The 24104-nt window shown below is 62.6% G+C and carries 23 protein-coding genes; 14 read left to right on the plus strand and 9 right to left on the minus strand.

Annotated elements, in window-relative coordinates; genetic code table 11:
* Position 1: 1 nt before the first annotated feature.
* The 3 genes from Q8L25_RS06890 to Q8L25_RS06900 form a co-directional block, all read right to left on the minus strand.
* Positions 2-1561, minus strand: a complete 1560-nt coding sequence (locus tag Q8L25_RS06890; RefSeq protein WP_308925672.1) for an aldehyde dehydrogenase (NADP(+)) — start codon at positions 1559-1561, stop codon at positions 2-4.
* A 124-nt stretch (positions 1562-1685) separates the two neighbouring features.
* Positions 1686-2600, minus strand: a complete 915-nt coding sequence (gene kdgD, locus Q8L25_RS06895) for a 5-dehydro-4-deoxyglucarate dehydratase (RefSeq protein ID WP_308924150.1) — start codon at positions 2598-2600, stop codon at positions 1686-1688.
* A 168-nt stretch (positions 2601-2768) separates the two neighbouring features.
* On the minus strand, positions 2769-3515 hold the full coding sequence (locus tag Q8L25_RS06900) for a FadR/GntR family transcriptional regulator (RefSeq protein WP_308924151.1): 747 nt from the start codon (positions 3513-3515) through the stop codon (positions 2769-2771).
* A gap of 200 nt (positions 3516-3715) precedes the next feature.
* Between Q8L25_RS06900 and Q8L25_RS06905 the strand changes: the two genes are divergently transcribed.
* Together Q8L25_RS06905 and garD are read left to right on the plus strand one after the other, a co-directional pair.
* Entirely contained in the window at positions 3716-5125 is a 1410-nt protein-coding gene (locus tag Q8L25_RS06905) for an MFS transporter (protein ID WP_308924152.1), read from the plus strand.
* A complete protein-coding gene (gene garD, locus Q8L25_RS06910; RefSeq protein WP_374694240.1) occupies positions 5122-6684 on the plus strand; it encodes a galactarate dehydratase in 1563 nt (520 codons plus the stop codon). The genes Q8L25_RS06905 and garD overlap by 4 nt, the downstream gene beginning before the upstream one ends.
* A gap of 9 nt (positions 6685-6693) precedes the next feature.
* Here garD and Q8L25_RS06915 read toward each other — a convergent pair whose 3' ends face one another.
* The gene (locus tag Q8L25_RS06915; protein ID WP_308924153.1) at positions 6694-7152 is read right to left on the minus strand and encodes a nuclear transport factor 2 family protein; all 459 of its coding nucleotides are present in this window, start codon (positions 7150-7152) and stop codon (positions 6694-6696) included.
* 172 nt (positions 7153-7324) lie between these two features.
* Between Q8L25_RS06915 and Q8L25_RS06920 the strand changes: the two genes are divergently transcribed.
* The 4 genes from Q8L25_RS06920 to Q8L25_RS06935 all read left to right on the plus strand — a co-directional run bounded on the left by Q8L25_RS06920 (position 7325) and on the right by Q8L25_RS06935 (position 10615).
* Positions 7325-7975 carry a TetR/AcrR family transcriptional regulator gene (locus Q8L25_RS06920; protein WP_308924154.1) on the plus strand — a complete coding sequence of 217 codons (651 nt, stop codon included), beginning with the start codon at positions 7325-7327 and terminating at the stop codon, positions 7973-7975.
* A gap of 165 nt (positions 7976-8140) precedes the next feature.
* A complete protein-coding gene (locus Q8L25_RS06925) occupies positions 8141-8791 on the plus strand; it encodes a protein-L-isoaspartate O-methyltransferase (RefSeq protein ID WP_308924155.1) in 651 nt (216 codons plus the stop codon).
* 15 nt (positions 8792-8806) lie between these two features.
* Positions 8807-9130, plus strand: a complete 324-nt coding sequence (locus Q8L25_RS06930) for a rhodanese-like domain-containing protein (protein WP_308924156.1) — start codon at positions 8807-8809, stop codon at positions 9128-9130.
* 144 nt (positions 9131-9274) lie between these two features.
* A complete protein-coding gene (locus Q8L25_RS06935) occupies positions 9275-10615 on the plus strand; it encodes a TolC family outer membrane protein (RefSeq protein ID WP_308924157.1) in 1341 nt (446 codons plus the stop codon).
* Positions 10616-10665: 50 nt separating this feature from the next.
* Here Q8L25_RS06935 and Q8L25_RS06940 read toward each other — a convergent pair whose 3' ends face one another.
* Positions 10666-11133: a DMT family transporter gene (locus tag Q8L25_RS06940; protein WP_308924158.1), complete on the minus strand. Its 468-nt coding sequence runs from the start codon at positions 11131-11133 to the stop codon at positions 10666-10668.
* Positions 11134-11216: 83 nt separating this feature from the next.
* Here Q8L25_RS06940 and Q8L25_RS06945 point away from each other — a divergent pair, with 83 nt between their 5' ends.
* Complete coding sequence (locus Q8L25_RS06945) at positions 11217-12131, plus strand: LysR substrate-binding domain-containing protein (protein ID WP_308924159.1); 915 nt, start codon at positions 11217-11219, stop codon at positions 12129-12131.
* A 14-nt stretch (positions 12132-12145) separates the two neighbouring features.
* On the opposite strand, the gene gloA is transcribed toward Q8L25_RS06945, so the two are convergent.
* The 4 genes from gloA to Q8L25_RS06965 all read right to left on the minus strand — a co-directional run bounded on the left by gloA (position 12146) and on the right by Q8L25_RS06965 (position 14820).
* Entirely contained in the window at positions 12146-12553 is a 408-nt protein-coding gene (gene gloA, locus Q8L25_RS06950; RefSeq protein WP_308924160.1) for a lactoylglutathione lyase, read from the minus strand.
* Between the two features lie 125 nt (positions 12554-12678).
* Positions 12679-13101: an OsmC family protein gene (locus Q8L25_RS06955; protein ID WP_308924161.1), complete on the minus strand. Its 423-nt coding sequence runs from the start codon at positions 13099-13101 to the stop codon at positions 12679-12681.
* Positions 13102-13204: 103 nt separating this feature from the next.
* Complete coding sequence (locus Q8L25_RS06960; RefSeq protein ID WP_308924162.1) at positions 13205-14533, minus strand: sorbosone dehydrogenase family protein; 1329 nt, start codon at positions 14531-14533, stop codon at positions 13205-13207.
* 14 nt (positions 14534-14547) lie between these two features.
* On the minus strand, positions 14548-14820 hold the full coding sequence (locus Q8L25_RS06965) for a hypothetical protein (protein ID WP_308924163.1): 273 nt from the start codon (positions 14818-14820) through the stop codon (positions 14548-14550).
* A gap of 353 nt (positions 14821-15173) precedes the next feature.
* Here Q8L25_RS06965 and Q8L25_RS06970 point away from each other — a divergent pair, with 353 nt between their 5' ends.
* The 7 genes from Q8L25_RS06970 (at position 15174) to can (ending at position 24062) form a co-directional block, all read left to right on the plus strand.
* Positions 15174-16061: an NAD kinase gene (locus Q8L25_RS06970; protein ID WP_308925674.1), complete on the plus strand. Its 888-nt coding sequence runs from the start codon at positions 15174-15176 to the stop codon at positions 16059-16061.
* 61 nt (positions 16062-16122) lie between these two features.
* The gene (gene recN / locus Q8L25_RS06975) at positions 16123-17790 is read left to right on the plus strand and encodes a DNA repair protein RecN (RefSeq protein ID WP_308924164.1); all 1668 of its coding nucleotides are present in this window, start codon (positions 16123-16125) and stop codon (positions 17788-17790) included.
* Between the two features lie 240 nt (positions 17791-18030).
* Positions 18031-19140 carry a ferrochelatase gene (gene hemH / locus Q8L25_RS06980; RefSeq protein ID WP_308924165.1) on the plus strand — a complete coding sequence of 370 codons (1110 nt, stop codon included), beginning with the start codon at positions 18031-18033 and terminating at the stop codon, positions 19138-19140.
* A 320-nt stretch (positions 19141-19460) separates the two neighbouring features.
* Positions 19461-19997: a nucleotide exchange factor GrpE gene (gene grpE, locus Q8L25_RS06985; protein WP_308924166.1), complete on the plus strand. Its 537-nt coding sequence runs from the start codon at positions 19461-19463 to the stop codon at positions 19995-19997.
* A 91-nt stretch (positions 19998-20088) separates the two neighbouring features.
* Positions 20089-22035, plus strand: a complete 1947-nt coding sequence (gene dnaK / locus Q8L25_RS06990; RefSeq protein WP_308924167.1) for a molecular chaperone DnaK — start codon at positions 20089-20091, stop codon at positions 22033-22035.
* A gap of 161 nt (positions 22036-22196) precedes the next feature.
* Positions 22197-23330 (plus strand): molecular chaperone DnaJ, encoded by a 1134-nt coding sequence (gene dnaJ / locus Q8L25_RS06995; RefSeq protein WP_308924168.1) that lies wholly within the window; start codon positions 22197-22199, stop codon positions 23328-23330.
* A gap of 60 nt (positions 23331-23390) precedes the next feature.
* On the plus strand, positions 23391-24062 hold the full coding sequence (gene can / locus Q8L25_RS07000) for a carbonate dehydratase (RefSeq protein ID WP_308924169.1): 672 nt from the start codon (positions 23391-23393) through the stop codon (positions 24060-24062).
* The last annotated feature ends 42 nt before the right edge of the window (positions 24063-24104 follow it).

Genomic DNA, 24104 nt, shown 5'->3' on the forward strand with positions numbered 1-24104 from the left:
CTCAGGCCTGCGTCAGGGCGCCGTCGCGCACGCGCCACAGCTGCAGCGGATTGTCGTCCTGCAGCGCGCTTGGCAGCAGCCAGGCCGGCAAGTCCTGGTAGCTGACGGGGCGCAGGAAACGGTCGATGGCGCTGGCGCCGACCGAAGTGCCGCGGCTGTCCGAGGTGGCCGGGAAGGGGCCGCCATGCACCATCGCATGCGACACTTCCACGCCGGTCGGATAGCCGTTCACCAGGATGCGGCCGGCCTTGCGTTCAAGCACCGGCAGCAGGGCGCGCGCCTGTTCCTGGTCGTCCTGCTCCAGGAACAGGGTCGCCGTCAGCTGGCCGTCGAGGTATTCGGCGATCTGCCGGAACTGCGCCGCATCCTGGCATTTGACCAGCAGCGAACTGGCGCCGAACACCTCGTCTTCGAGGTCCGGATTGGCAAGGAAGGTGGCCGCGTCGGTGGCGAACAGGGCGGCCTGGCCGGCGCAGCTGGCGCTGCCTTGCTGGCCGCGCGCCAGCAGGGTCACGCCGGCATGCCGGCCCAGGCGCGCCACGCCATCATTGAAGGCGGCGTGGATGCCGGGCGTCAGCATGGTGCCGGCGCCTTTGCCCTCCAGGGCGGCGACGGCGGCGCTGCAAAAGGTGTCCAGGTCCGGGCCGTCGATGGCGATCACCAGGCCCGGATTGGTGCAGAACTGGCCGGCGCCCAGGGTCAATGAATCGACAAAGCCGGCGCCGATGCGCGCCGCGTGCCGCGCCAGCGCGTGCGGCAGCAGGAACACCGGATTGATGCTGCTCATTTCCGCATACACGGGGATCGGTTCGGCGCGCGCGGCGGCGCTGCGCACCAGCGCCAGGCCACCCTGGCGCGAGCCGGTGAAGCCGACCGCCTTGATGGCCGGATGCGTGACCAGCGCCTGGCCGATGGTGCGCCCATCGCCATGCAGCATGGAAAACACGCCTTCGGGCAAACCGCAGGCGGCCACGGCGGCTTGCACCGCGCGCGCCACCAGTTCGGAGGTGCCGGGGTGGGCGCCGTGCGCCTTGACCACCACCGGGCAGCCGGCCGCCAGCGCCGAGGCGGTGTCGCCGCCGGCCACCGAAAACGCCAGTGGAAAATTGCTGGCGCCAAACACGGCCACCGGACCCAGGGCGATCTTGCGCAGGCGCAGATCGGGACGCGGCGGGGTGCGCTGCGGCAAGGCCGAGTCCAGCGCCGTGGCCAGCCAGGCGCCATCGCGCACCACCTTGGCGAACAGGCGCAACTGGCCCACGGTGCGGCCGCGCTCGCCTTCCAGGCGCGCCTGCGGCAAGCCCGATTCCTGCTTCGCGCGCTCGATCAGGGCCGGGCCAAGATCGAGCAGTTGGTCGGCGATGCTTTCCAGGAAGGCGGCGCGTGCTTCCAGGGTGGTGTCGCGGAAGGTGTCGAAGGCCTGTTCGGCCAGGGCGCAGGCGCGCTCGACATCGTCGATGGTGGCGCCGCCAAAGGCCGGTGCCAGTGGTTCGCCGCTGGCCGGATCGATGGCGAAAAAAGACGTGGCGCTGCCGTGCACGGCGTGCCGGCCGATCAGCATGTCGCCGCGCACGGCGTCAGTTGAGGTATTGGTCAAGCGTATCTCCTTGCGTTGCATGCAAGCCGGCGCGCGGTGATGTGGATCAGCGCGCGCCGGCAAAGTGGGCGGTAAGGCTGGCGCTGCTTTATTGCGGGCCGAGCTTGGCGATCAGCGCGCCCAGTTCCTCGCATTCCTGCGGGTTCAGGTCGATCAGCGGCGTGCGTACCGGACCGGCCGTGTGGCCGACCAGGGTGGCGCCGGCCTTGACGATGCTGACGGCATAGCCGGCCTTTTTATTGCGGATGTCCAGGTAGGGCAGGAAGAACTGGTCGATCAGGCGTTCGGTGGTGGCAAAGTCGTCGGTGCGCACCGCTTCGTAGAATTCGATCGCCGTCTTCGGGATGAAGTTGAACACGGCCGAGGAATACACGGGCACGCCCAGTGCCTTGTAGGCCGAGGCATACACTTCGGCCGTCGGCAGGCCGCCCAGGTAAGTAAAGCGGTCGCCCAGTTTGCGGCGGATGGTGACCATGTTTTCGATCTCGCCGACGCCGTCCTTGAAGCCGATCAGGTTCGGGCAGCGCTCGGCCAGCAGCAGCAGCGATTGCGCGTTGAGCTTGCAGACATTGCGGTTGTACACCACCACGCCGAATTTCACCGATTTGCACACCGCCTCCACGTGCGCCACCAGGCCATCCTGGCTCGCTTCGGTCAGGTAGTGCGGCATCAGCAAGATGCCGTGCGCGCCCAGGCGCTCGGCTTCCTGGGCATAGGCGATCGCGGTGCGGGTCGGGCCGCCGGCGCCGGCCAGTACCGGCACCTTGCCGCGGCAGGTTTCCACCGCGATCTTGACGACCTGGGTGTAGTCCTCGGGCGTCAGCGAAAAGAATTCGCCGGTGCCGCCAGCGACGAACAGGGCGGTGGCGCCGTAGGGGTCCAGCCAGTCCAGGCGGTCGGCATAGGCGCCGGGCACGAAGTCGCCTTGCGCGTCGAAGTCGGTGATCGGGAACGACAGCAGGCCGGACGAGAGTATCTGTTTCAGGTCTTGCGGAGTAAACATGGTGAAGGCGCCTATAAAAAGAGGAAGGGAAGCGATGACGTTGCACACCGAACGCCTCACTGTTGTAAGACATCGTACAACATGAATTTGCGAAGCGCAAGCATGAAGGCGATAAAAAAACAGCGCCGGCAACTGCGGGCGCTGTTTTTGGCGAAGAGCGAAAGGGGATTACTGGGTCGCTTCGATCGCTTCCTGGGCGCGGCGCAGGCGCTCGCGGCTGTTGCTCAAATGGGTGCGCATGGCGGCGCGCGCCGATTCCGGGTCCTGGCGCGCGATGGCGTTGAAGATGTCTTCGTGTTCGCGCTGCACCCGTTCCATGTAGATGGCCGGATCGTCCTGCGCCAGCTTGGCCGAATTGAGGCGCGCGCGCGGGATGATATTGGTGCCCAGGTGGCTGAGGATATCGTGGAAATAACGGTTGCCCGAGGCCAGCGCGATGGCCAGGTGGAACTGCACGTCGGCCGCCACCGTCTCGTCGCCGCCCTGCGGCAGCGACTGGAAATGGTCGAGCGCCGCGCGCAGCTGCTGCAGCTGCGCCTCGCTGCGCCGGCTGGCGGCCAGGCCGGCCGATTCGGTTTCCAGGCTGATGCGCAATTCCAGGATCGCCAGCACGTCGCGCATGGTGACCACGGTGCCCGGATCGATGCCCAGGCTGGGTGCCGGCGCGGGTGCCAGCACGAAGGTGCCGATGCCGTGCCGCGTCTGCACCATGCCGGCCGCCTGCATGTGCGAGATGGCTTCGCGCACCACCGTGCGGCTGACGCCGTGCAGGCGCATGATTTCCGATTCGGTCGGCAGTTTTTCGCCGGGGTTCAGGCTGCCCTGGCGGATGCTGTCGGCAATATGGGCCACGACGCCCTGTGCCAGGTTGCGGTGTTTCCTGGGCGGTGGCGCGGCGATGGTGGGAGAATTCATGGACCTGGCCTGCTAAAAAAAAGGGTAAAAAACGCGATTGCTATTTCCGTATGCCGTGATTATACTACGACGTCAGTTGTCTGACGACTGATGACAAAGCGGCCGACACCCTACATGACTGCAAAACAAGAAACCGATACGGCGCTTCCCCGCCGGTCCAGGTTCGTGCAGCGCCCTTAGCGATCCATCTGGAGACAATAGTGAAAACACAGCCATCCATACAGCCTGGCGCCGCCAGTGCCAAGGCCACCCGCGTGCGGTGGGGCATCCTGGCCATCCTGTTCATCGTGACCACCATCAATTACGCCGACCGCGCCACCATCTCGATCGCCGGGCCGGAGCTGAAAAAGCTGCTCGGCCTGTCGCCGGTGGAAATGGGCTTCATCTTTTCCGCCTTTGCCTGGTCCTACGTGCTGGCGCAGCTGCCGGGCGGCTGGCTGCTCGACCGCTTCGGCTCCAAGATCACCTACTTTTTCAGCATCTTCCTGTGGTCGGTATTTACCCTGATGATGGGCTGGGTGGGCTTCTTCACGGGCGGCACGGCAGTGGCCATGCTGATCGGGCTGCGATTGCTGGTCGGCGCGGCCGAAGCGCCTTCGTTTCCCGGCAACAGCCGCATCACCTCGGCCTGGTTTCCCACCGCCGAACGCGGCAAGGCCGCCGCCATTTTCAACTCGGCGCAGTATTTCGCCACCGTGCTGTTCGCCCCCATCATGGGCTGGCTGGTGCATAGCTATGGCTGGCAAAGCGTGTTCTATGTGATGGGCCTGCTCGGCATCGCGATGGCCTTTATCTGGCGCAAGACCATCTACAGCCCGAAAGACCATCCGCGCATCAACGCCGCCGAACTGGCCTATATCGAAGCGGGCGGCGGCCTGGTCGACCTCGACAGCGGCGTGAAAAGTGCCGCGCCGAAAATCAACACCCTGGCCTGCATCAAGGAACTCTTGAGCAGCCGCATGTTGCTGGGCATTTATATCGGCCAGTACTGTATCAACACGCTCACGTATTTCTTCCTGACCTGGTTCCCGGTCTACCTGGTGACCGAACGCCACATGACGATCTTGAAGGCGGGCTTTATCGCCGCCTTGCCGGCCGTCGCCGGTTTCCTCGGCGGCGTGCTGGGCGGCGTAATTTCCGACCGCATGATCAAGGCCGGCTATTCGCTGTCGGTGGCGCGCAAGACGCCGATCGTCGGCGGCATGCTGCTGGCGATGAGCATGATCTTCTGTAATTATGTGTCGGCCGACTGGCTGGTGGTGGCGATCATGGCGGTGGCCTTCTTCGGCAAGGGCATCGGCGCGCTGGGCTGGGCCGTGGTGTCCGATACCTCGCCCAAGGAAGCGGGCGGCCTCAGCGGTGGCTTGTTCAATACCTTCGGCAATACGGCCGGCATTACCACGCCGATCGTGATTGGCTTTATCCTGCAGGCAACCGGCTCGTTTGCCGGCGCGCTGGTCTTCGTCGGCGCCAATGCGGCGGTGGCCATCCTGTGCTACCTGTTCATGGTGGGCGATATCAAGCGTTTTGAATTCAAGAAATCCGTGCCGCAATCGAACGCCGTGCCGGCGCCTGGCGGTGCGGCGGCCAGCAGCAAGGCGGGCGCATGATGAACGACATTACTTTGCAGGAGTTGGCGGTGAAACCTTTATATATCCGCATGCATGACAACGACAACGTGGCGATCGTCGTCAATGACGGCGGCTTGCCCGCCGGCACCGAGTTTCCGGGCGAGTTCATCTTGCAGGACCGCGTGCCGCAAGGCCACAAGATCGCCCTGTGCGACCTGCGGGAAGGCGACGCCATCGTGCGCTACGACGTCGTGATCGGCTACGCCGTGCGCGACATCGCCCAGGGCAGCTGGATCGAAGAATCCTTGGTGCGCATGGCGCCGGCGCGCGAGCTGCACGGCCTGCCGATCGCCACCCGCAAGGCGCCGGAGCAGGCGCCGCTGGAGGGCTATACCTTCCAGGGCTACCGCAATGCCGACGGCAGCGTGGCCACGCGCAATATCCTGGCCATTACCACCACCGTGCAGTGCGTCTCGGGCGTGGTCGAACACGCCGTCAAGCGCATCAAGGAAGAATTGCTGCCGCTGTACCCGAACGTCGACGACGTGGTGGGACTGGAACATATCTATGGCTGCGGCGTGGCCATCGATGCGCCGAATGCCGATATTCCGATCCGCACCCTGCGCAATATCAGTCTCAATCCCAATTTTGGCGGCCAGTCGATGGTGGTCAGTCTGGGCTGTGAAAAACTGCAGCCGCAGCGCCTGATGCCGGAAAGCGCGATCCAGGTGCGCAACGGCGCCTATATCGTCACCTTGCAGGATGAAGCCCACGTCGGTTTCGAGTCCATGGTGCAGTCCATCATGGACATGGCCACCCTGCGCCTGATCGCGCTGAACCTGCGCACCCGCGTCACCTGCAGCGCGGCCGACCTGGTGGTCGGCGTGCAGTGCGGCGGCAGCGATGCGTTTTCGGGCGTGACGGCCAACCCGGCGGTCGGCTACGCCACCGACCTGCTGGTGCGCGCCGGCGCCACCGTGATGTTCTCGGAAACCACCGAAGTGCGCGACGGCATCGATCAATTGACCGCGCGCGCCATCAATGAAGAGGTGGCAAATGGCATGATCCGCGAGATGGCCTGGTATGACGACTACCTGCAAAAAGGTGGCGTCGACCGCAGCGCCAATACCACGCCCGGCAACAAGAAGGGCGGCCTGGCCAATATCACGGAAAAAGCCATGGGCTCGATCGTCAAGTCGGGCAGCAGCGCCATCTCCGGCGTGCTGTCGCCGGGCGACAAGCTGACGCAAAAAGGCATGATCTATGCGGCCACGCCGGCCAGCGATTTTATCTGCGGCACCCTGCAACTGGCGGCCGGCATGAACCTGCACATCTTCACCACCGGCCGCGGCACGCCATATGGCCTGGCCGCCGTGCCGGTGATCAAGGTCGCCACGCGCGACGACCTGGCGCGCCGCTGGCACGACCTGATGGATGTCAACGCGGGCCGCATCGCCACCGGCGAAGCCACCATCGCCGACATCGGCTGGGAACTGTTCCATCTGATGCTGGAAGTGGCCAGCGGCAAGAAAACCTGGGCCGAACACTGGAAGCTGCACAATGCGCTGGCGCTGTTCAACCCGGCGCCGGTGACCTGATCCACCTGTTCAGAACATGGGATTGCCGCTGGCGGTCTTTTCCGGGATCGCCTGCGTCACATCCCAGTGTTCGACAATCTTGCCGTTTTCCAGTTTGAAAATATCGACGATGGCGTTGCCGCGCGTGCCAGGCTCGCGCACTGCATGCACATGCAGGATCACATGGTCGCCATCGACAAAGCTGCGCACGATCTCGCTGTGCGACTGCGGATACTTGTCGCGCAAAAAGGCGATGAACTGCTTGAAACCTTCCGGCCCATCGGCCGCATTCGGGTTGTGCTGCACATAGCGATTGCCGACATACTTCAAGGCGGCATCGGCATCCTTGCGGTTCAGCCCGGCTTCGTAAAACCGCAGCACCACCTGGCGATTGGCTTCCTGTTGCGCGGGCAACGGGCTGGCCGTGCTGGCGCAGGCGCTCAGCAATATCGCCGGGAGCACGGCGGCGAGCAGGAAAAATGGGCGCATGATGTATTCCTCTTTCAATGAGTGGTTCGCTTGCAGAGCATATCCCAGCTTGCCTGTCAGAAAAACTGCCCAATGGCATGGGAGCCGGGGCGCGATGCCGACATTCCGTCTTGACCTTGCTTGTATACAAGTCTAAGATTAATGACTCAAAAGTAAGTTACCGGAATCGCATATGGAAGTCCCGATGGATAGCAAGCCGCGCTGGGAGCGGCGCAAGGATGCGCGGCCGCAGGAATTGCTGGCCGCCGCGCTCGACCTGTTTGTCGAGCGGGGCTTTGCCTCGACGCGGCTGGAAGATGTGGCCAAGCGGGCTGGCGTGTCGAAAGGCACCTTGTACCTGTACTTTGAAAACAAGCAGGAGCTGTTCAAGGCGGTGGTGCGCGACAATATCGTGCACTCGATCGGCGAGGCGGAAGAGAGCATGGCCGCGTCGGACGCCAGCAGCGGCGAGCTATTGCGCAGCCTGATGATGCAATGGTGGGAAGAGTTCGGCGCCACCAAGCTGGCCGGGCTGACCAAGCTGATGATGGCGGAAACCAACAATTTCCCCGAACTGGCACAGTTTTACAACGAAGAAGTGGTGCAGCGCGGCAATGCCCTGATTGCCAGCCTGGTCGAGCGCGGCATGCGGCGCGGCGAGTTCCGCCAGGTCGATCCGGTGCTGGTCAGCGCCATCCTGTGCGCGCCGATGACCATGCTGATGATGTGGACCCATTCCTTCCTGCCGTGCGACGTGAATGACATCGATCCCATCGCTTATCTCAATACGTTTATTGACATGAGCTTGCGCGGCTTGCAGGTCAGCACGCCCGTGGGCGCTTGAGCCACGGGCAATGTTACCGTTCAGTTAGGCCTTTGCCAGCTTCACCCCCTCAAATCTGCAGATCGTCGCAAATTTCCTCCAACGCCCCTCTTTATGGTTAACATGTGCTTTCAGCCAGTTCAACGATAAAATGGCGGATTATTACTTCACTTACCGAGTCCAAAGATGAATATCGAACAAGCCCGCTTCAATATGATCGAACAGCAAATCCGTCCCTGGGACGTATTGGATATCGACGTGCTGGAGCTGTTGAACGTGGTCAAGCGTGAAGATTTTGTTCCGGCTGCCTACAAGAACCTGGCCTTTATCGATACCGAAATTCCATTGGGCGGTGGCGAAAGCATGTTCACGCCCAAGCTCGAAGCGCGCATCTTGCAGGAAGTTGCCGTCAAAAAGCACGAAAATGTCCTGGAAATCGGTACCGGCAGTGGCTATATGGCGGCCTTGCTGGCGCACAAGGCGCGTCATGTGCTGAGCGTGGAAATCCAGCCGCAAGTCAAGGCGCAGGCCGAAAAGACCCTGGCCGCGAATGGCGTGACCAATGTCACCGTGACCTTGGGCGATGGCGCGCAGGGCTGGAGCACGGGCGCGCCGTACGATGTGATCGTCATTTCCGGCGCCCTGGCGGTGCTGCCTGAGGCGATTTTGCAACAGGTCAAGGTGGGCGGCCGCATCCTGGCCATCATCGGTGAAGCCCCGATCATGTCGGCGCACCTGATCACGCGCACTTCGGACAAGGCCTACGACACGCGCAAGGTATTTGAAACCAGCGTGGCGCCGCTGCAAGCCGTGCCGCCGTCGCACTTCCAGTTCTGACGCGGCGAGGATGCAATGGAGATCTTGAGCGCACCGCAGCTGGCCGCCTGGCTGGCTGACCCTGCCCGTCCGCGGCCCTTCCTGCTCGACGTGCGCGAGCCGTGGGAATTTGACCTGTGCCGGCTGGACGACGCCACCCTGATGCCGATGAACTCGATCCCGGCGCGCATCGACGACCTCGATGAAGAAGCCGAGATCGTCTGCATCTGCCATCACGGCGCGCGCAGCATGCAGGTGGCGGCCTTTTTGGAACGTAATGGGTTTGGCAAGGTCAGTAATCTGACGGGCGGCATGCACGCCTGGGCGTTGCAGGTCGACGCCAGCATGGCAAAATATTAAGTAATTCCTTGTAGACGCAATCCCGGGCCTGTGCCGTGCGCAGGCCCGAGGAGACCTGCACCCGTCTTATCCGGAGGGGCAGCAGGCAGGCAGCACCCGATTCTTGTATCCATCAACTTTTGACGACTCCCACGGAGAAATGCAATGCGGAAACCCCTTATCGCCGTACTGATGACCAGCGCCTTTGTCTCGATGACATGCTCGCTGCAAGCACAGGCGGCCGATCTCATCCAGGTCTACCAGCAGGCGCTGGCCAATGACGCGCAGTATGCCAGCGCGCGCGCGGCCCTGTCGGCCGGGATGGAAAGGGTGCCGCAGGGCCTGGCCGGCTTGCTGCCGCAGGTGTCCGCCTCGGGCAGCAATACGCGTGGCGACAACGAGCTGATCACGCAAAACCAGGGCGGCAACAAGATCACCTCGCCATCGGTGAATGTACGCACCAACAGCTACAACCTGACGCTGGCCCAGCCGCTGTTCCGTTGGGACCGCTGGGAAACCTATCAGCAAAGCAAGCTGGCGCAGGCGATTGCCGAAGCCCAGTTCGCGCAGGTGCAGCAAGACCTGATCACGCGCGTGGCGCAGGCGTATTTCGATGTGCTGAGCGCGCAGGACAACCTGGGTGCGACGCAGTCGCAAAAAGCGGCGACCACCGAGCAGCTGGCGTCGGCCAAGCGCAATTTCGAGGTCGGCACGCAGACCATTACCGACACGCATGAAGCGCAGGCGGCGTATGACCTGGTGGTGGCGCAGGAGTTTGCCGCCATCAATGACCTGGCCAACAAGCGCAGCGCCTTGCAAACGATTATCGGTGAAGCGCCGGCGAATTTGTCGACCATGCGCACCGGCGTGGTCCTCAGCGCGCCGCAGCCGGCCACCATCGAACCGTGGGTCAGCTCGGCCGAAGAGCAGAACTTCGGCGTCGTCACGGCCCAGTTCAACGTGGAGTCGGCCAAGCGCGACATCGGCCGCAACCGCGCCGGCCACTACCCGACCCTGGACCTGATCGCCAATGCCGGCCATACCTATTCCTCGGGTGGCGGTACGGGCAGCGGCAACAACAACAACGCCATCGGCGTGCAGTGGAGCATCCCGATTTTCAGCGGCTTTGCCGTCACCAGCAAGGTGCGCGAATCGATCGCGCTGGAAAACAAGGCCCGCAACGACCTGGAAACGGCGCGCCGTTCGGCCTCGCAAAATGCGCGCCAGGCTTTCCTGGGTGTCAACAGCGGCATGGCGCAAGTGAAGGCGCTGGAGGCGGCGGAAGTGTCGAGCAAGTCGGCGCTGGAATCGAACCAGCTCGGTTACCAGGTGGGCGTGCGCATCAATATCGACGTCTTGAATGCGCAGAAACAACTGTTTTCGACACAGAAAGACCTGTCGAAAGCGCGCTACGACACCATCATGAACGGCCTGCGCTTGAAGGCGGCCGCCGGCACCCTGAAGGAAACCGACCTGTTGCCTGTCAACGCCTTGCTCGACCGTTAAGCGGTTCTTGCGATCACAAAAAAACCAGCGCCTGCGCTGGTTTTTTTTCGTCAGCCGGCGCGTCCGTTGGCCAATTGCGTGACGATCACGCCGGCCACCACCAGCGCCGCCCCCAGCCAGTGCAGCGGCGTAATGTGTTTTACGGCAAAGCCCAGCAAGCCGTAGCGGTCGATGGCCAGCGCGGCCAGCACCTGGCCGCCGATCACGGCCGCCATGAAGGGGCCGGAGCCCATGCGCGGTGCCAGCATCAGCGCGGCCGTGATGTAAAACACGCCGGCCGCGCCGCCGAGCCAGGTCCAACCCGGCGCGCGCAGCGACAGCGCCACCTCGGGCGCCGGCACGCGCATCGCCAGCATGACGAGTGATGCGAGCACGGCGCTGACGCCCAGCGAGGCCACGGTGGCCCACAGCGGGTGGCCCAGGTTGCGGCCCAGCGCCGCATTGGCGCCGGCCTGGAACGGCACGACGGCGCCGGCCAGCATGGCCAGCGGGGCAAACAAGGTAATCCATCCTTGCATGTGAGACTCCATCTGTTGAGTTGATGGATGGCATCGTATTATTATGCTGGGATAAAATCCAATTCACAATTTGTCATCAAAACATGCATCAAACGAATAGTCTGCGCGCGATCGACCTGAACCTGCTGGTGATCCTGGAAGCCTTGCTGAGCGAGCGCCATCTGTCGCGCGCGGCCCAGCGCTTGCACATGAGCCAGCCGGCGGTCAGCCATGCGCTGGCACGGCTGCGCCATCTGCTCGGCGACCCGCTGCTGCTGCGTGGCAAGGGTGGCTTCCAGCCGACGGCGCGCGCGCTGGCGCTGGCGCGGCCGCTGGCCGAGGCCTTGCAAAACGTGCGCTCGGTACTGGGCGGCGCGGTGTTCAACGCCGCCAGCACGCAGCGCGTGTTTCGCCTGGCCATGTCCGACTACGGCGCGGCGCAGGTCTTGCCGGCCCTGCTGCGCCGCTTGCGCACGGACGCGCCCGGCATTGATCTTTCCATCAGCTACGCCAGCCGGCCGGCCATGCTGGCTGCCTTGCAGGATGGCGAGATCGACCTGGCGCTGGGCGTGTTCGCGCAACTGCCGCAGCAGTTGCACAGCGATATCTTGTTCGAGGAAACGTTTATTTGCGCGATGGACCCGGCCAGCCTTGCACCGGGCCAGGTGTTGACGCTGGAAGCCTATCTGGCGCGGCCCCATGTGCTGGTGGCGTCCACCGATGGCGGCATGGCGGGGGAAGTCGATGCGGCGCTGGCCAAGCTGGGCAAGACGCGCCGCGTCGCCGTGCGCTTGCCACACTGGACGGTGGCGCCGGAGTTACTGAAGGGAACAGATTTGATCCTGACGGTGGCGCGCCGCGCCGTGCCGGGACATGAAGGGCAGGCTTTGATGCTGCAGGCGCCGCCGTTTGCGATTGCGCCGTTTGGATTCGAGCTGGTGCGGCATCACCGTACCGATGGCGATGCCGGCATTGCCTGGCTGCGCGCGGCGATTGCCGCCGCAGTGCAGCCCGCTTGATGACAGTGCGCTGATTACAAGCCGCCACCCTGGCCGTCGAACTTGCGTTCGATCAGTTCGATCTTGTAGCCGTCCGGATCGGTAATAAAGGCGATCACGGTGGTGCCGCCCTTGACCGGGCCCGGCTCGCGCGTGACGTTGCCGCCATTGCTGCGCGCCGCATCGCAGGCGGCGACGATATCGTCGGCCGAGATGGCGATATGGCCATACGCCGTGCCCAGGTCATAGCTGGTGCTGCCGTAGTTGTAGGTCAATTCCAGTTCCGCGTGGTCCGGGTTCGAGCCGTAGCCGACAAAGGCCAGCGTGTACTGGTATTCCGGGTTGTCGCTGGTGCGCAGCAGCTTCATGCCCAATACTTTGGTGTAGAAATCGATGGAGCGCTGCAGGTCGCCGACCCGCAACATGGTGTGCAAAATACGCATGCTAAATCCTTGCTAGTGATAAGGGAATAGCAGGATTCTAGGCGTTTTATGGGGTTCCTGCAGAAACCGCTCCCGCCACCCGTTGCCAGGCGGCATGGAACGGCGAGCGACCTGGTCAAGCCGGCTTATTCCAGCGTGGCGTCCAGCGTGATATTGGCGACCAGCAATTTCGATACGGGGCAGCCCAGCTTGGCGCGCAGCGCCACATCCTGGAATACCTCATCGGTGGCGCCGGGAATCGTGGCCACCAGGGTCAGGTGCACGGCGGTGATTGCGTATTCGCCATCGACCTTGTCCAGGCTGACCTGCGCCGTGGTTTTCAGGGCCGTCGCTTTCAGGCCAGCTTCACCCAGCTTGCCCGACAGTGCCATGGTGAAGCAGGCCGCATGGGCGGCGCCGATCAATTCTTCCGGATTGCTGCCCGGACCATCTTCGAAGCGGGTGTTAAAGCCATAGGCAATATTGTCGAGCGCACCGCTTTCGGTGGAAATAAAACCCTTGCCATCCTTGAGGCCGCCACTCCAGACGGCTGATCCTGATTTCTTCATGATGTGCTCCTTTGCGTGGTTCGAACAACCATCATGCGCGCCGGATCAGCCTGCCACTGTTCGGTGCGTCACACAGGGGGATGATCGCCCCCCTGTGCCGGCCTCAAGGCGCCGTCGTCACGCGCCAGATCACATTGCCCACATCGTCGGCCACCAGCAGCGCGCCTTCCTTGTCGAGCACCACGCCGACCGGACGGCCTTGGGCATTGCCCTTGCGGTCGAGAAAGCCGCTGACAAAATCCTGCGGCGGCCCCGATGGCTTGCCATCGGCAAACGGCACGAAGATCACCTTGTAGCCGCTGAAGGGCTTGCGGTTCCACGAACCGTGCTGGCCGATAAAGGCGCCGCCTTGGTAGCTTTCCGGAAACTGCTTGCCGTCATAGAACGCCAGGCCCAGCGAAGCCGTATGGGCGCCCAGCGCATAGTCGGGCGAGATGGCCTTGGCCACCAGTTCCGGGCGCGGCGGCTTCACGCGCTGGTCCACATGTTGGCCGTAATAACTGTAGGGCCAGCCGTAGAATCCGCCATCCTTGACCGAGGTCATGTAATCGGGCACCAGCTCGTCACCGATCTCGTCGCGCTCGTTGACGGCTGTCCACAGCGCCTTGCTGGTGGGCTGCCAGGCCATGCCGTTCGGGTTGCGCAGGCCGCTGGCAAAGATGCGCGGCTTGCCGGTCGCAATTTCGTATTGCCAGATGGCCGCACGGCCTTCCTCGGCGCCCATGCCGTTCTCGGCCACATTGCTGTTCGATCCGACCGATACATATAAAAACTTGCCATCCGGGCTGGCCACCACGTTCTTGGTCCAGTGATGATTGATCGGGCCGCCCGGCAAATCCATTACCTTGACGGGCTTGGCCGTGATCTCGGTCTGGCCCTCTTCGTAGGGCACGCGCACCAGCGCGTCGGCATTGGCGATATACAGGTCCTTGCCGACCAGCGCCATGCCGAACGGCGAATTGAGGCCTTGCATGAACACCGTGCGCGTCTGCGCCACGCCGTCCGCACCGACGCCGCGCAGCAGCGTGATGCGGTTGGCGGTCGGCGTGCCCGCGCCGGCCTTTTTCATGGTCATCTTCATGATCTTGCCCTTGATGCCCTTGCCGTCTTCCGGTTTTGGCGGGGCATTGGTTTCGGCCACCAGCACGTCGCCATTCGGCAGGACATGAATCCAGCGCGGATGGTCGAGGTCGCGCGCCAGCGCGTGGATGGCAAAACCGGCCGGTACCGTCGGCTTGGCATCGCCGGCCCAGCGTTCCACCGGCGCCACCTGCACCGTCGGGATCAATTGCTTCGATGGCTTGGGCAGGTCCGGATTCGGGCCGAAGCCGGGCGGCATGGCTTGCGCCAGGGCACTACCGGCACCGGCGAGGGCCGTCACGGCAGCCAGGGCAAGCAGGGAAACGCGCAAGCGCGGGGCGAGGAAGGGCATGGCAGGCTCCGGGATCAGGTTTGGCGGGTTTTTTTGGACGTCAGGTCCGGATCGGGCTTGGCCTGGCCAGGGGGGGCCGGCTTGACCTTTTCCACGCCCGGCTGGGCGCGCAGGTCGGTATCGACCAGGCCTTGTTCAAGGTCGCTGGCGGCCTGCTTCATGATGTCGCGCGGCTTGACGTTCTGCGCGTCGGGCGACTCGTCGCGCTCGTGCGGCAGGCGGTCCACGCCATCGTTTTGTACTTTCTCATCGGTATTGATCTTGCGCTCGCTGCGTTCGGTAGCCATATGACCTCCTGAGTGTAAGAATGATATGGACCAGTGTCCCCGCGCGGGCCGCGCCGCGCAAGCGGATTTCACGGCCGAGGGCGCGCTGGCGCACGCAGGGGCGCATCTTTTCTTCGCCCCCGTACCGTCCATCCCGATTACACTGCATGCACGACTTACCGAACGCCCCTTGCAGCCGGCCCGCTACCGCACTATACTGTGCATATATACAGTATTTCGCGGTAGTGGCGTGCTGATCGCGACAGCCTTGGGGCGACTTGCCACCGAATTCATTTGCCGAGATTTTTATGCCCGTCGATAACCACGCCGATCTTCCGCCAGCACCGCCGCCAGCCCCGGGTTCCAGCTTCAACATGGGGCCCAAGACCATCGCGCTGGTCGTTCGCCAGAATACCGATGGCATCGCCGAGCCCGTCAACAGCATCATCGACTTCCTGCGCGGCCTGGGCCACACGGTGGTGTTCGAGGCGGAAACCGCCGCCCACCTGGACGTGGCCGGCGTGCCCGCCCTGTCGGCCGCCGACATCGGCGCCTGCGCCGACTGCGCCATCGTCATGGGCGGCGACGGCACCATGCTGGGCATTGCGCGCCAGCTGGCGCCGTATGACGTGCCCTTGATCGGCATCAATCAGGGCCGGCTGGGTTTCATGACCGATATTCCGTTGGAGCGCATGCTGCCGGTGCTGGCGGACATTCTGGGCGGCAATTTCGAAGCCGAGCGCCGCACCTTGCTCGAAGGCAGCGTGCTGCGCGACGGCAAGGCGATTCATGTCGGCATGGCCGTCAACGACGTGGTGGTCTCGCGCGGCGCCGGCGCCGGCATGGCTGAATTACGGGTCGAAGTCGACGGCCATTTCATGTACAACCAGCGTTCGGACGGACTGATCATTTCCACCCCGACGGGATCGACCGCCTATGCGCTGTCGGCCGGCGGCCCGCTGCTGCACCCCACCCTGGGCGGCATCGTGCTGGTGCCGATCGCGCCGCACGCGCTGTCGAACCGTCCCATCGTGTTGCCCGATTCGAGCCAGATCGTGGTGGAAATCGTGCGCGGACGCGATATCAGCGTGAACTTCGACATGCAGACCTTCGCCAGCCTGCTGCAGCAAGACCGCATTTTGATTCGCCGTTCGCCGCACACGATCACTTTCCTCCATCCGGAAGGCTGGAGCTATTACAACACCCTGCGCGAGAAGCTGCACTGGAACGAGTATCCGTCCGGCGAGGGCAAGCTCGTTTAAGCGCGGTTTTTTACGCCAACCCCGCGGCGCCCAGCCTGATTGCCGCCCAACCATTGAAGCCATGCTCCATACACTGTCCATCCGCGATTTTGTCATTGTCGATACCATTGAGCTGGAATTTTCCGCCGGCTTCAGCGTGCTCACGGGCGAAACGGGCGCCGGCAAGTCCATCCTGATCGATGCGCTGACCCTGGCGCTGGGCGGGCGCGGCGACGCCAGCGTGGTGCGCGAAGGCGCGGCCAAGGCCGACATCACGGCCGACTTTTCCGTCAGCGAGGTGGCGCAGGCCTGGCTGGTGGCCAATGAATTTGCCAACGAAGACGGTGGCGCCCTGATGCGCCGCGTGATCGACAATGCGGGCCGCTCGAAAGCCTATATCAACGGCATCGCCGCCACCGCCGCGCAGCTGCGCGAGCTGGGCGACCTGCTGGTCGACATCCACGGCCAGCACGCGCACCAGTCCCTGCTGAAAAGCGAGTCCCAGCGCGCCCTGCTCGACGGCCAGGCGACGGCGCGCGAGGCGGGCGCGGAACAGGACGCGCGCCAGGTGGGGTTTCTCCACAAGCGCTGGCGCGCCCTGGTGCGCCAGCGCGAAGAATTCGAAACCAATGCCGCCAACGTGCTGTACGAGCGCGAACGCCTGGAATGGCAGGTGGGCGAACTGGAAAAGCTGGCCGCCAAGCCCGGCGAATGGACCGAGATCACCAACGAGCACAGCCGACTGTCGCACGCGGCCAGCCTGCTCGAAGGGGCGCAGGAAGCGCTGTCCATCATTTCCGAAGCGGAAGAACACCCGGTGATTTCCCAGCTGGCCACCCTGAACCAGAAGCTGGGCAAGCTGGTCTCGGTCGATGCCGAACTGCAACCCATCGTCGACCTGATCGAATCGTCGCGCATCCAGTTGCAGGAATCCGTGTATGCGCTGAACAATTACCTGGACCGGGTCGAGCTGGACCCGGACCGCCTGCACCAGCTCGACGCGCGCATGGAGGCGATGCACAGCACGGCGCGCAAGTTCCGCGTCACGCCCGAAGAACTGCCGGAAGAACACGCGAAGCTGTCCGAAAAACTGCAGCACCTGGCCGACGCCAGCGATATCGAGGGGCTGCGCCGCCAGGAAGAAAAGATCGAAACCGAATACCGCGAGGTCGCCGGGCGTTTGTCCGGCACCCGCAAGGCGGCCGCACTGGAACTGGGCCAGGCCGTGACGCGCGCGATGCAGGAACTGAGCATGACGGGCGGCAGCTTTGAAATCGCCCTGAACCCCTGCGAACCGGCCGCGCATGGCCTGGAACAAGTGGAATTTCTGGTGGCCGGCCATGCGGGTACGGCGCCCAAGTCGCTGGCGAAGGTGGCCTCCGGTGGCGAGCTGGCGCGGATCGCGCTGGCCATTTCCGTCATCACCTCGCACGCCACCACCACGCCAACCTTGATCTTCGACGAAGTCGACAGCGGCATCGGCGGCGCCGTGGCCGAAGTGGTGGGCCGGCTGTTGAAACGCCTGGGACAGGGCCGGCAAGTGCTGTGCGTGACCCACTTGCCGCAGGTGGCGAGCCAGGCCAATCAGCATTTCCAAGTAGCAAAAGGCACCTTGGACAACGGCAAGACCGCCTCGCGCATCGACATGCTCGACGCCAAAGGGCGCGTGGAGGAAGTGGCGCGCATGCTGGGCGGCCTGGAAATCACGGCCACCACGCGCAAGCATGCGCGGGAATTACTCGCAACGTAATCGAAGCCGGGGTCAGACCCCCGCGCCCGCTAGCGCAAGCCTCTCAGTTGGCGGCCTTGAGGGTCTGACCCCAGCATTTTCAGGGTTTGCGGGTTTTGCATGCGTACCCCCAACGGTAAAAGCTGGGGTCCGACCCTCAATACCACTAACACAAAGTTCATTGCCAACAGTGACGGGGGGCTGACCCCGTCCAATGCCACTATAATAACTGGCTACCCGTCCAACGTTATCAAAGAGCCCATGCCCTTCCAACCCGAACCGCCGTACACCCATGGCACCGTCGCGCGCAGCGCCGTGGTGCTGGTCAACCTGGGCACGCCCGATGCACCGACCGCCTCGGCCGTGCGGCGCTATCTGAAACAGTTCCTGTCCGACCCGCGCGTGGTGGAAATTCCGCGCCTGGTGTGGTGGTTCATCCTGAACTTGATCATCCTGCCGTTTCGCTCCGGCCAGTCGGCCAAGAAATACGCGTCGATCTGGACCAAAGAGGGTTCGCCTTTGAAAATCCATACGCAGCGGCAGGCCACCCTGCTGGCCGGCGCGCTGGCCGGGCGAGGCCACGGTGGCCTGACGGTGGCCATGGCCATGCGCTATGGTTCGCCGTCCTTGCCCGAAGTACTGGCGCGGCTGAAAAGCGAAGGCTGCGAGCGCATCGCGATCCTGCCCGCCTATCCGCAGTATTCGGGCACCACCACCGGTTCCATCTATGACGCCGTGTTCAGCCATTACGCCACGGTGCGCAATGTGCCGGAACTGCGTTTCATCAAGCAATACCACGAGCACGACACCTATATCGCCGCCTTGCGCGACTCGGTACTGGCGCACTGGGAAACCAATGGCCGTCCGGAAAAACTGGTGATGAGTTTTCACGGCGTGCCCAAGCGCACCCTGCTGCTGGGCGACCCGTACCACTGCCAGTGCCTGAAAACGGCGCGCTTGCTGGCGGAACAGTTAAAACTGAGTAAAGATCAGTATATCGTCACCTTCCAGTCGCGCTTCGGCAAGGCCGAGTGGCTGCAGCCCTACACGGCGCCGACCCTGATTGCGCTGGCGCAGCAGGGCGTCAAGCGGGTGGATCTGCTGTGCCCGGGCTTTACCAGCGATTGCCTGGAAACCCTGGAAGAGATCGCCATGGAAGCGAAGCATGATTTCGAAACGGCGGGCGGCCAGCAGTTTCATTATATTCCTTGCCTGAACGAAACACCGGCCTGGATCACGGGCATGGCGGAAATCGCCGAGCAGCATATGATCGGCTGGCCCACCATGCGCACGGCGCTGGAACGCACGGCCGAGCGGCAGGACGGCGAACAGGCGCGTGCGGCGGCGCTGGCGCTGGGCGCGGCCAACTAGCGATAGCTGATGCTTCCAGCAGACGAGGGCCGCGCTTGCGCGGCTTTGTCTTGTGTGGCATGAGCGGATTTGCTAAATGACAACATCGAAATGGCGGGCCATCGCGCCGGACTGGTAGAATGCCGGGCTTCACCGATGGCGCGCGCATCGCTTGCAGGAAACAGGAAGCGATATGCGATTCGCTGTAACATTGAACGGGGTTTTCTGGTGATGTTGTTAATACCCCTTGAAAGAGAGGGATATAGCCCCATCTGCCGCTCAGTGTTGTAGAGCGATGTAGCCTAACTAATATTAAGTCATTGATTGTAGGAGCTTTTCAGATGCAAGATCAGGAAAACCAAGCTGTACCTAATCAGCCAGCGGACGCTGCGGCGGCTGCACCATCGACTCCCGCAGAGCCTACTTTGGAAGAGCAGCTGGCCAGTACCGAAGCGCGTCTTGCAGAGATGCACGATGCCTTCATGCGCGCCAAGGCCGACGGTGAAAACATCCGTCGCCGCGCCCAGGAAGATGTTGCTAAAGCACATAAATTTGCAGTTGAAAGCTTTGCCGAAGCCCTGGTGCCCGTGAAAGACAGCCTGGAAATGGCATTGACGGTGGAAGCACCGACCATCGAATCGCTGAAGGAAGGCGTGGAAATGACCTTGAAGCAGTTGAGCTCGGCTTTTGAGCGCAACCGCCTGGTCGAGATCCTGCCGGTGCAAGGCGAGAAGCTGGACCCGATGAAGCATCAGGCCGTGGCCGTGGTGCCGGCCGAGCAGGAAGCCAATACGGTCGTGTCGGTATTGCAAAAGGGCTATATGATTGCGGACCGTCTGTTGCGTCCGGCCATCGTGACCACCGCGCAAGCAAAATAATCAGAGTGCGGCATCAAGCAAGCCTTGAAACCATGCCGCTTTGCCACATATAAGAACCATCTGAAATCTAGCGAATAAAAGGAAATAAATCATGGGTAGAATTATCGGTATCGATCTGGGAACCACAAATTCCTGCGTTTCCATCATGGAAAATGGTCAACCAAAGGTAATCGAAAACGCTGAAGGCGCACGCACGACGCCGTCGATTATCGCTTACCAGGAAGATGGCGAGATTCTCGTCGGCGCGCCGGCAAAACGCCAGGCCGTGACCAATCCGAAAAACACGCTGTACGCAGTCAAGCGTCTGATCGGTCGCAAGTTCGACGAGAAAGAAGTACAGAAAGACATCGCGCTGATGCCTTACCAGATCACCAAAGCCGACAACGGCGATGCGTGGATCGGCGTGCGCGACAAAAAACTGGCGCCACAGCAAATTTCGGCTGAAGTGCTGCGCAAGATGAAGAAAACCGCCGAAGACTACCTCGGCGAAGAAGTGACCGAAGCCGTCATCACGGTACCGGCCTACTTCAACGACTCGCAGCGCCAGGCAACCAAGGATGCCGGCCGTATCGCTGGCCTGGACGTCAAGCGCATCATCAACGAGCCGACCGCGGCAGCGCTGGCCTTCGGCCTGGACAAGAACGAAAAGGGCGACCGCAAGATCGCCGTGTATGACCTGGGCGGCGGCACGTTCGACGTCTCGATCATCGAAATCGCTGACGTCGATGGCGAAAAACAATTTGAAGTGCTGGCCACCAACGGCGACACCTTCCTGGGCGGCGAAGACTTCGACCAGCGCGTCATCGATTACATCATTGACGAGTTCAAGAAGATCAACGGCATCGACCTGAAAAAAGATCCGATCGCCCTGCAGCGCATCAAGGCTTCGGCCGAGCGCGCGAAGATCGAGCTGTCGTCGTCGCAACAGACCGAAATCAACGAGCCCTACATCGCCATGGCCAATGGCGCGCCGGTCCACCTGAACCTGAAGATGACCCGCGCCAAACTGGAATCGCTGGTGGAAGAGCTGATCGCCGCCACGATCGAGCCTTGCCGCATGGCCATCAAGGATGCCGGCGTCAAGGTATCGGACATCGACGACATCATCCTGGTCGGCGGCATGACCCGTATGCCGAAGGTGCAGGAAAAAGTGAAGGAATTCTTCGGCAAGGATCCACGCAAGGACGTGAACCCGGACGAAGCCGTGGCCGTTGGCGCAGCGATTCAAGGTTCGGTCCTGTCGGGCGAACGCAAGGACTTGCTGCTGCTGGACGTGACGCCATTGTCCCTGGGTATCGAAACCCTGGGTGGCGTGATGACCAAGATGATCCACAAAAACACCACGATTCCGACCAAGTTCTCGCAAGTGTTCTCGACCGCCGACGACAACCAGCCTGCCGTGACCATCAAGGTCTACCAGGGTGAGCGCGAAATCGCGGCCGGCAACAAGGGCCTGGGCGAATTCAATCTGGAAGGCATCCCGCCAGCATCGCGCGGCACGCCACAGATCGAAGTGACCTTCGACATCGACGCCAACGGCATTTTGCATGTCGGCGCGAAAGACAAGGCCACCGGCAAGGAAAACAAGATCACCATCAAGGCGAACTCCGGTTTGACCGAGGCTGAAATCCAGAAGATGGTCAAAGACGCCGAGTTGAACGCGGAAGAAGACAAGAAGGTGAAAGAGTTGGCCGAGTCGCGCAACCAGGCCGATGCTCTGGTACACTCGACCCGCAAATCGCTGACGGAATACGGCGACAAGCTCGACGCCGGCGAGAAAGAAAAGATCGAAGCGGCCATCACCGACCTGGAAGCGAGCATCAAGGCTGGCGACAAGGCCGAGATCGACGCCAAGGTGGAAGCACTGTCGACCGCATCGCAGAAACTGGGCGAAAAAATGTACGCCGACATGCAAGCGCAGCAAGCAGCCGGCGGTGCGGAAGGTGCACAGCAAGCTCCTGGCGGCGCGTCCGATGCCGGCGCCAAGCAAGATGACGTGGTTGACGCTGACTTCAAGGAAGTCAAGGACAGCAAGTAATCTCTTGCGCTCCCGTCGCTTGGGGGCAGCCGGGTTGAACGCTACATCGCGGCATTAGCCACGAAGACCGGCCGAGCCGAGTCGCCGCCCCAGCGCGGCACTCGACTCGGCTTTTTCGTGTAATTTTTACATCAGTAGATAGACTGCAAGGTGCCGACAACATGGCAAAGCGTGATTTTTACGAGACACTCGGTGTCGCAAAAAATGCTTCGGAAGAAGAGATCAAAAAGTCTTACCGTAAACTGGCGATGAAATACCATCCGGACCGCAATCCGGATAGTAAAGAGTCGGAAGAAAAGTTTAAGGAAGTCAAAGAAGCCTACGAAATGCTGACCAATCCGGAAAAGCGCGAAGCGTACGACCGCTATGGTCACGCCGGCGTGGACCCGAACATGGGCGGCGGTGGCGGCTTCGGCGGCGGTGCTGGCGGCTTTGCCGACAGCTTCGGCGATATCTTCGGCGACATCTTTGGCGGTGGCGGCGGACGCAGCCGTAATGCGGGCCCGCAGGTGTACCGTGGCGCCGATTTGCGCTACAACCTGGAAATTACACTTGAGCAAGCTGCGCACGGCTTCGACACGACCATCCGCGTGCCGAGCTGGGACAAGTGCGAAACCTGCCACGGCAGCGGCGCCAAGCCGGGCACGCAGCCCGTCACCTGCGGTACCTGCGCGGGCCACGGCCAGGTGCGCATGCAGCAAGGTTTCTTCAGCATCCAGCAAACCTGCCCGAAATGCCATGGCAGCGGCAAGGTGATCCCCGAGCCGTGCACCACCTGTGCCGGCGCCGGACGCATCAAGCGCAACAAGACGCTGGAAGTCAAAATTCCTGTCGGCATCGACAATGGCATGCGCATCCGCTCGTCCGGCAACGGCGAACCGGGCACGAATGGCGGCCCGGCGGGCGACCTGTATGTGGAAATCCACATCAAGCCGCACGCCGTGTTCCAGCGCGAAGGCGACGACCTGCATTGCGAAATGCCGATTTCGTTCACCAAGGCGGCCCTGGGCGGCGATATCGAAGTGCCGACCCTGAACGGCAAGGTGTCGTTCACGATTCCTGAAGGCACCCAGTCCGGCAAGACCTTCCGCCTGAAAGGCAAGGGCATCAAGGGCGTGCGCTCCGGCTACGCGGGCGATCTGTTCTGCCACGTGGCCATCGAAACGCCGGTCAAGCTGACCGACAAACAAAAAGAACTGCTACGCGACTTTGAAAAATCCACCACCGAGGGCGGTGCCAAGCACAGCCCGCAAAGCAAGACCTGGAAAGACAAGGTCAAGGACTTTTTTGAATAAGCATTAATCAATATCGCCGGGATGCCAACCACATCCCGGCGTTTTTTTAAGGAAATCATCATGACCGAAGTAACAACCGGCCCGGCCCTGTCAGAACTGCTACAGCGCAACAAGCGCTGGGCCGATTCGATGGTGGAAAAGAATCCCGACTACTTCAAGAACCTGGAAGCGCAGACCTCGCCCGAATACCTGTGGATCGGCTGTTCCGACAGCCGCGTCCCGGCCAACGAACTGCTGGGCATGCCGCCAGGCGACGTGTTCGTGCACCGGAATATCGCCAACGTGGTCGTGCATTCCGACCTCAATTGCCTGTCCGTGCTGCAGTTCGCCGTCGACGTGCTGAAGGTCAAGCATGTCATCATCGTCGGCCATTATGGCTGCAAGGGCGTGCATGCGGCCATGACGGGCACGCGCATCGGCCTGGTCGACAACTGGCTGCGCCATGTGCAGGACGTGAGCCAGAAACACGAGCGCTATCTGGGCGACGTGCTGACCAGCCGCCAGCGCAGCGACCGCCTGTGCGAGCTGAACGTGGCCGAGCAGGTGCTCAACGTGTGCCAGACCACCATCGTGCAGGACGCCTGGGAACGCGGCCAGGAAGTCAGCGTGCACGGCTGGGTCTACGGCCTGAAAGACGGCGTGCTGAACGACCTGAACGTGACGATTACGGCCGGCCACGAACTGGCGCCGCGCATGGCGGCCCGTTTGGCCCGTTACGAAGAAGTGCAGTAATGGCTGGCGCGGCTAATCTTTGATGATGAGCCGCGCTTCAGC

Source organism: Janthinobacterium sp. J1-1 (assembly GCF_030944405.1).
Classification (GTDB): domain Bacteria; phylum Pseudomonadota; class Gammaproteobacteria; order Burkholderiales; family Burkholderiaceae_D; genus Janthinobacterium.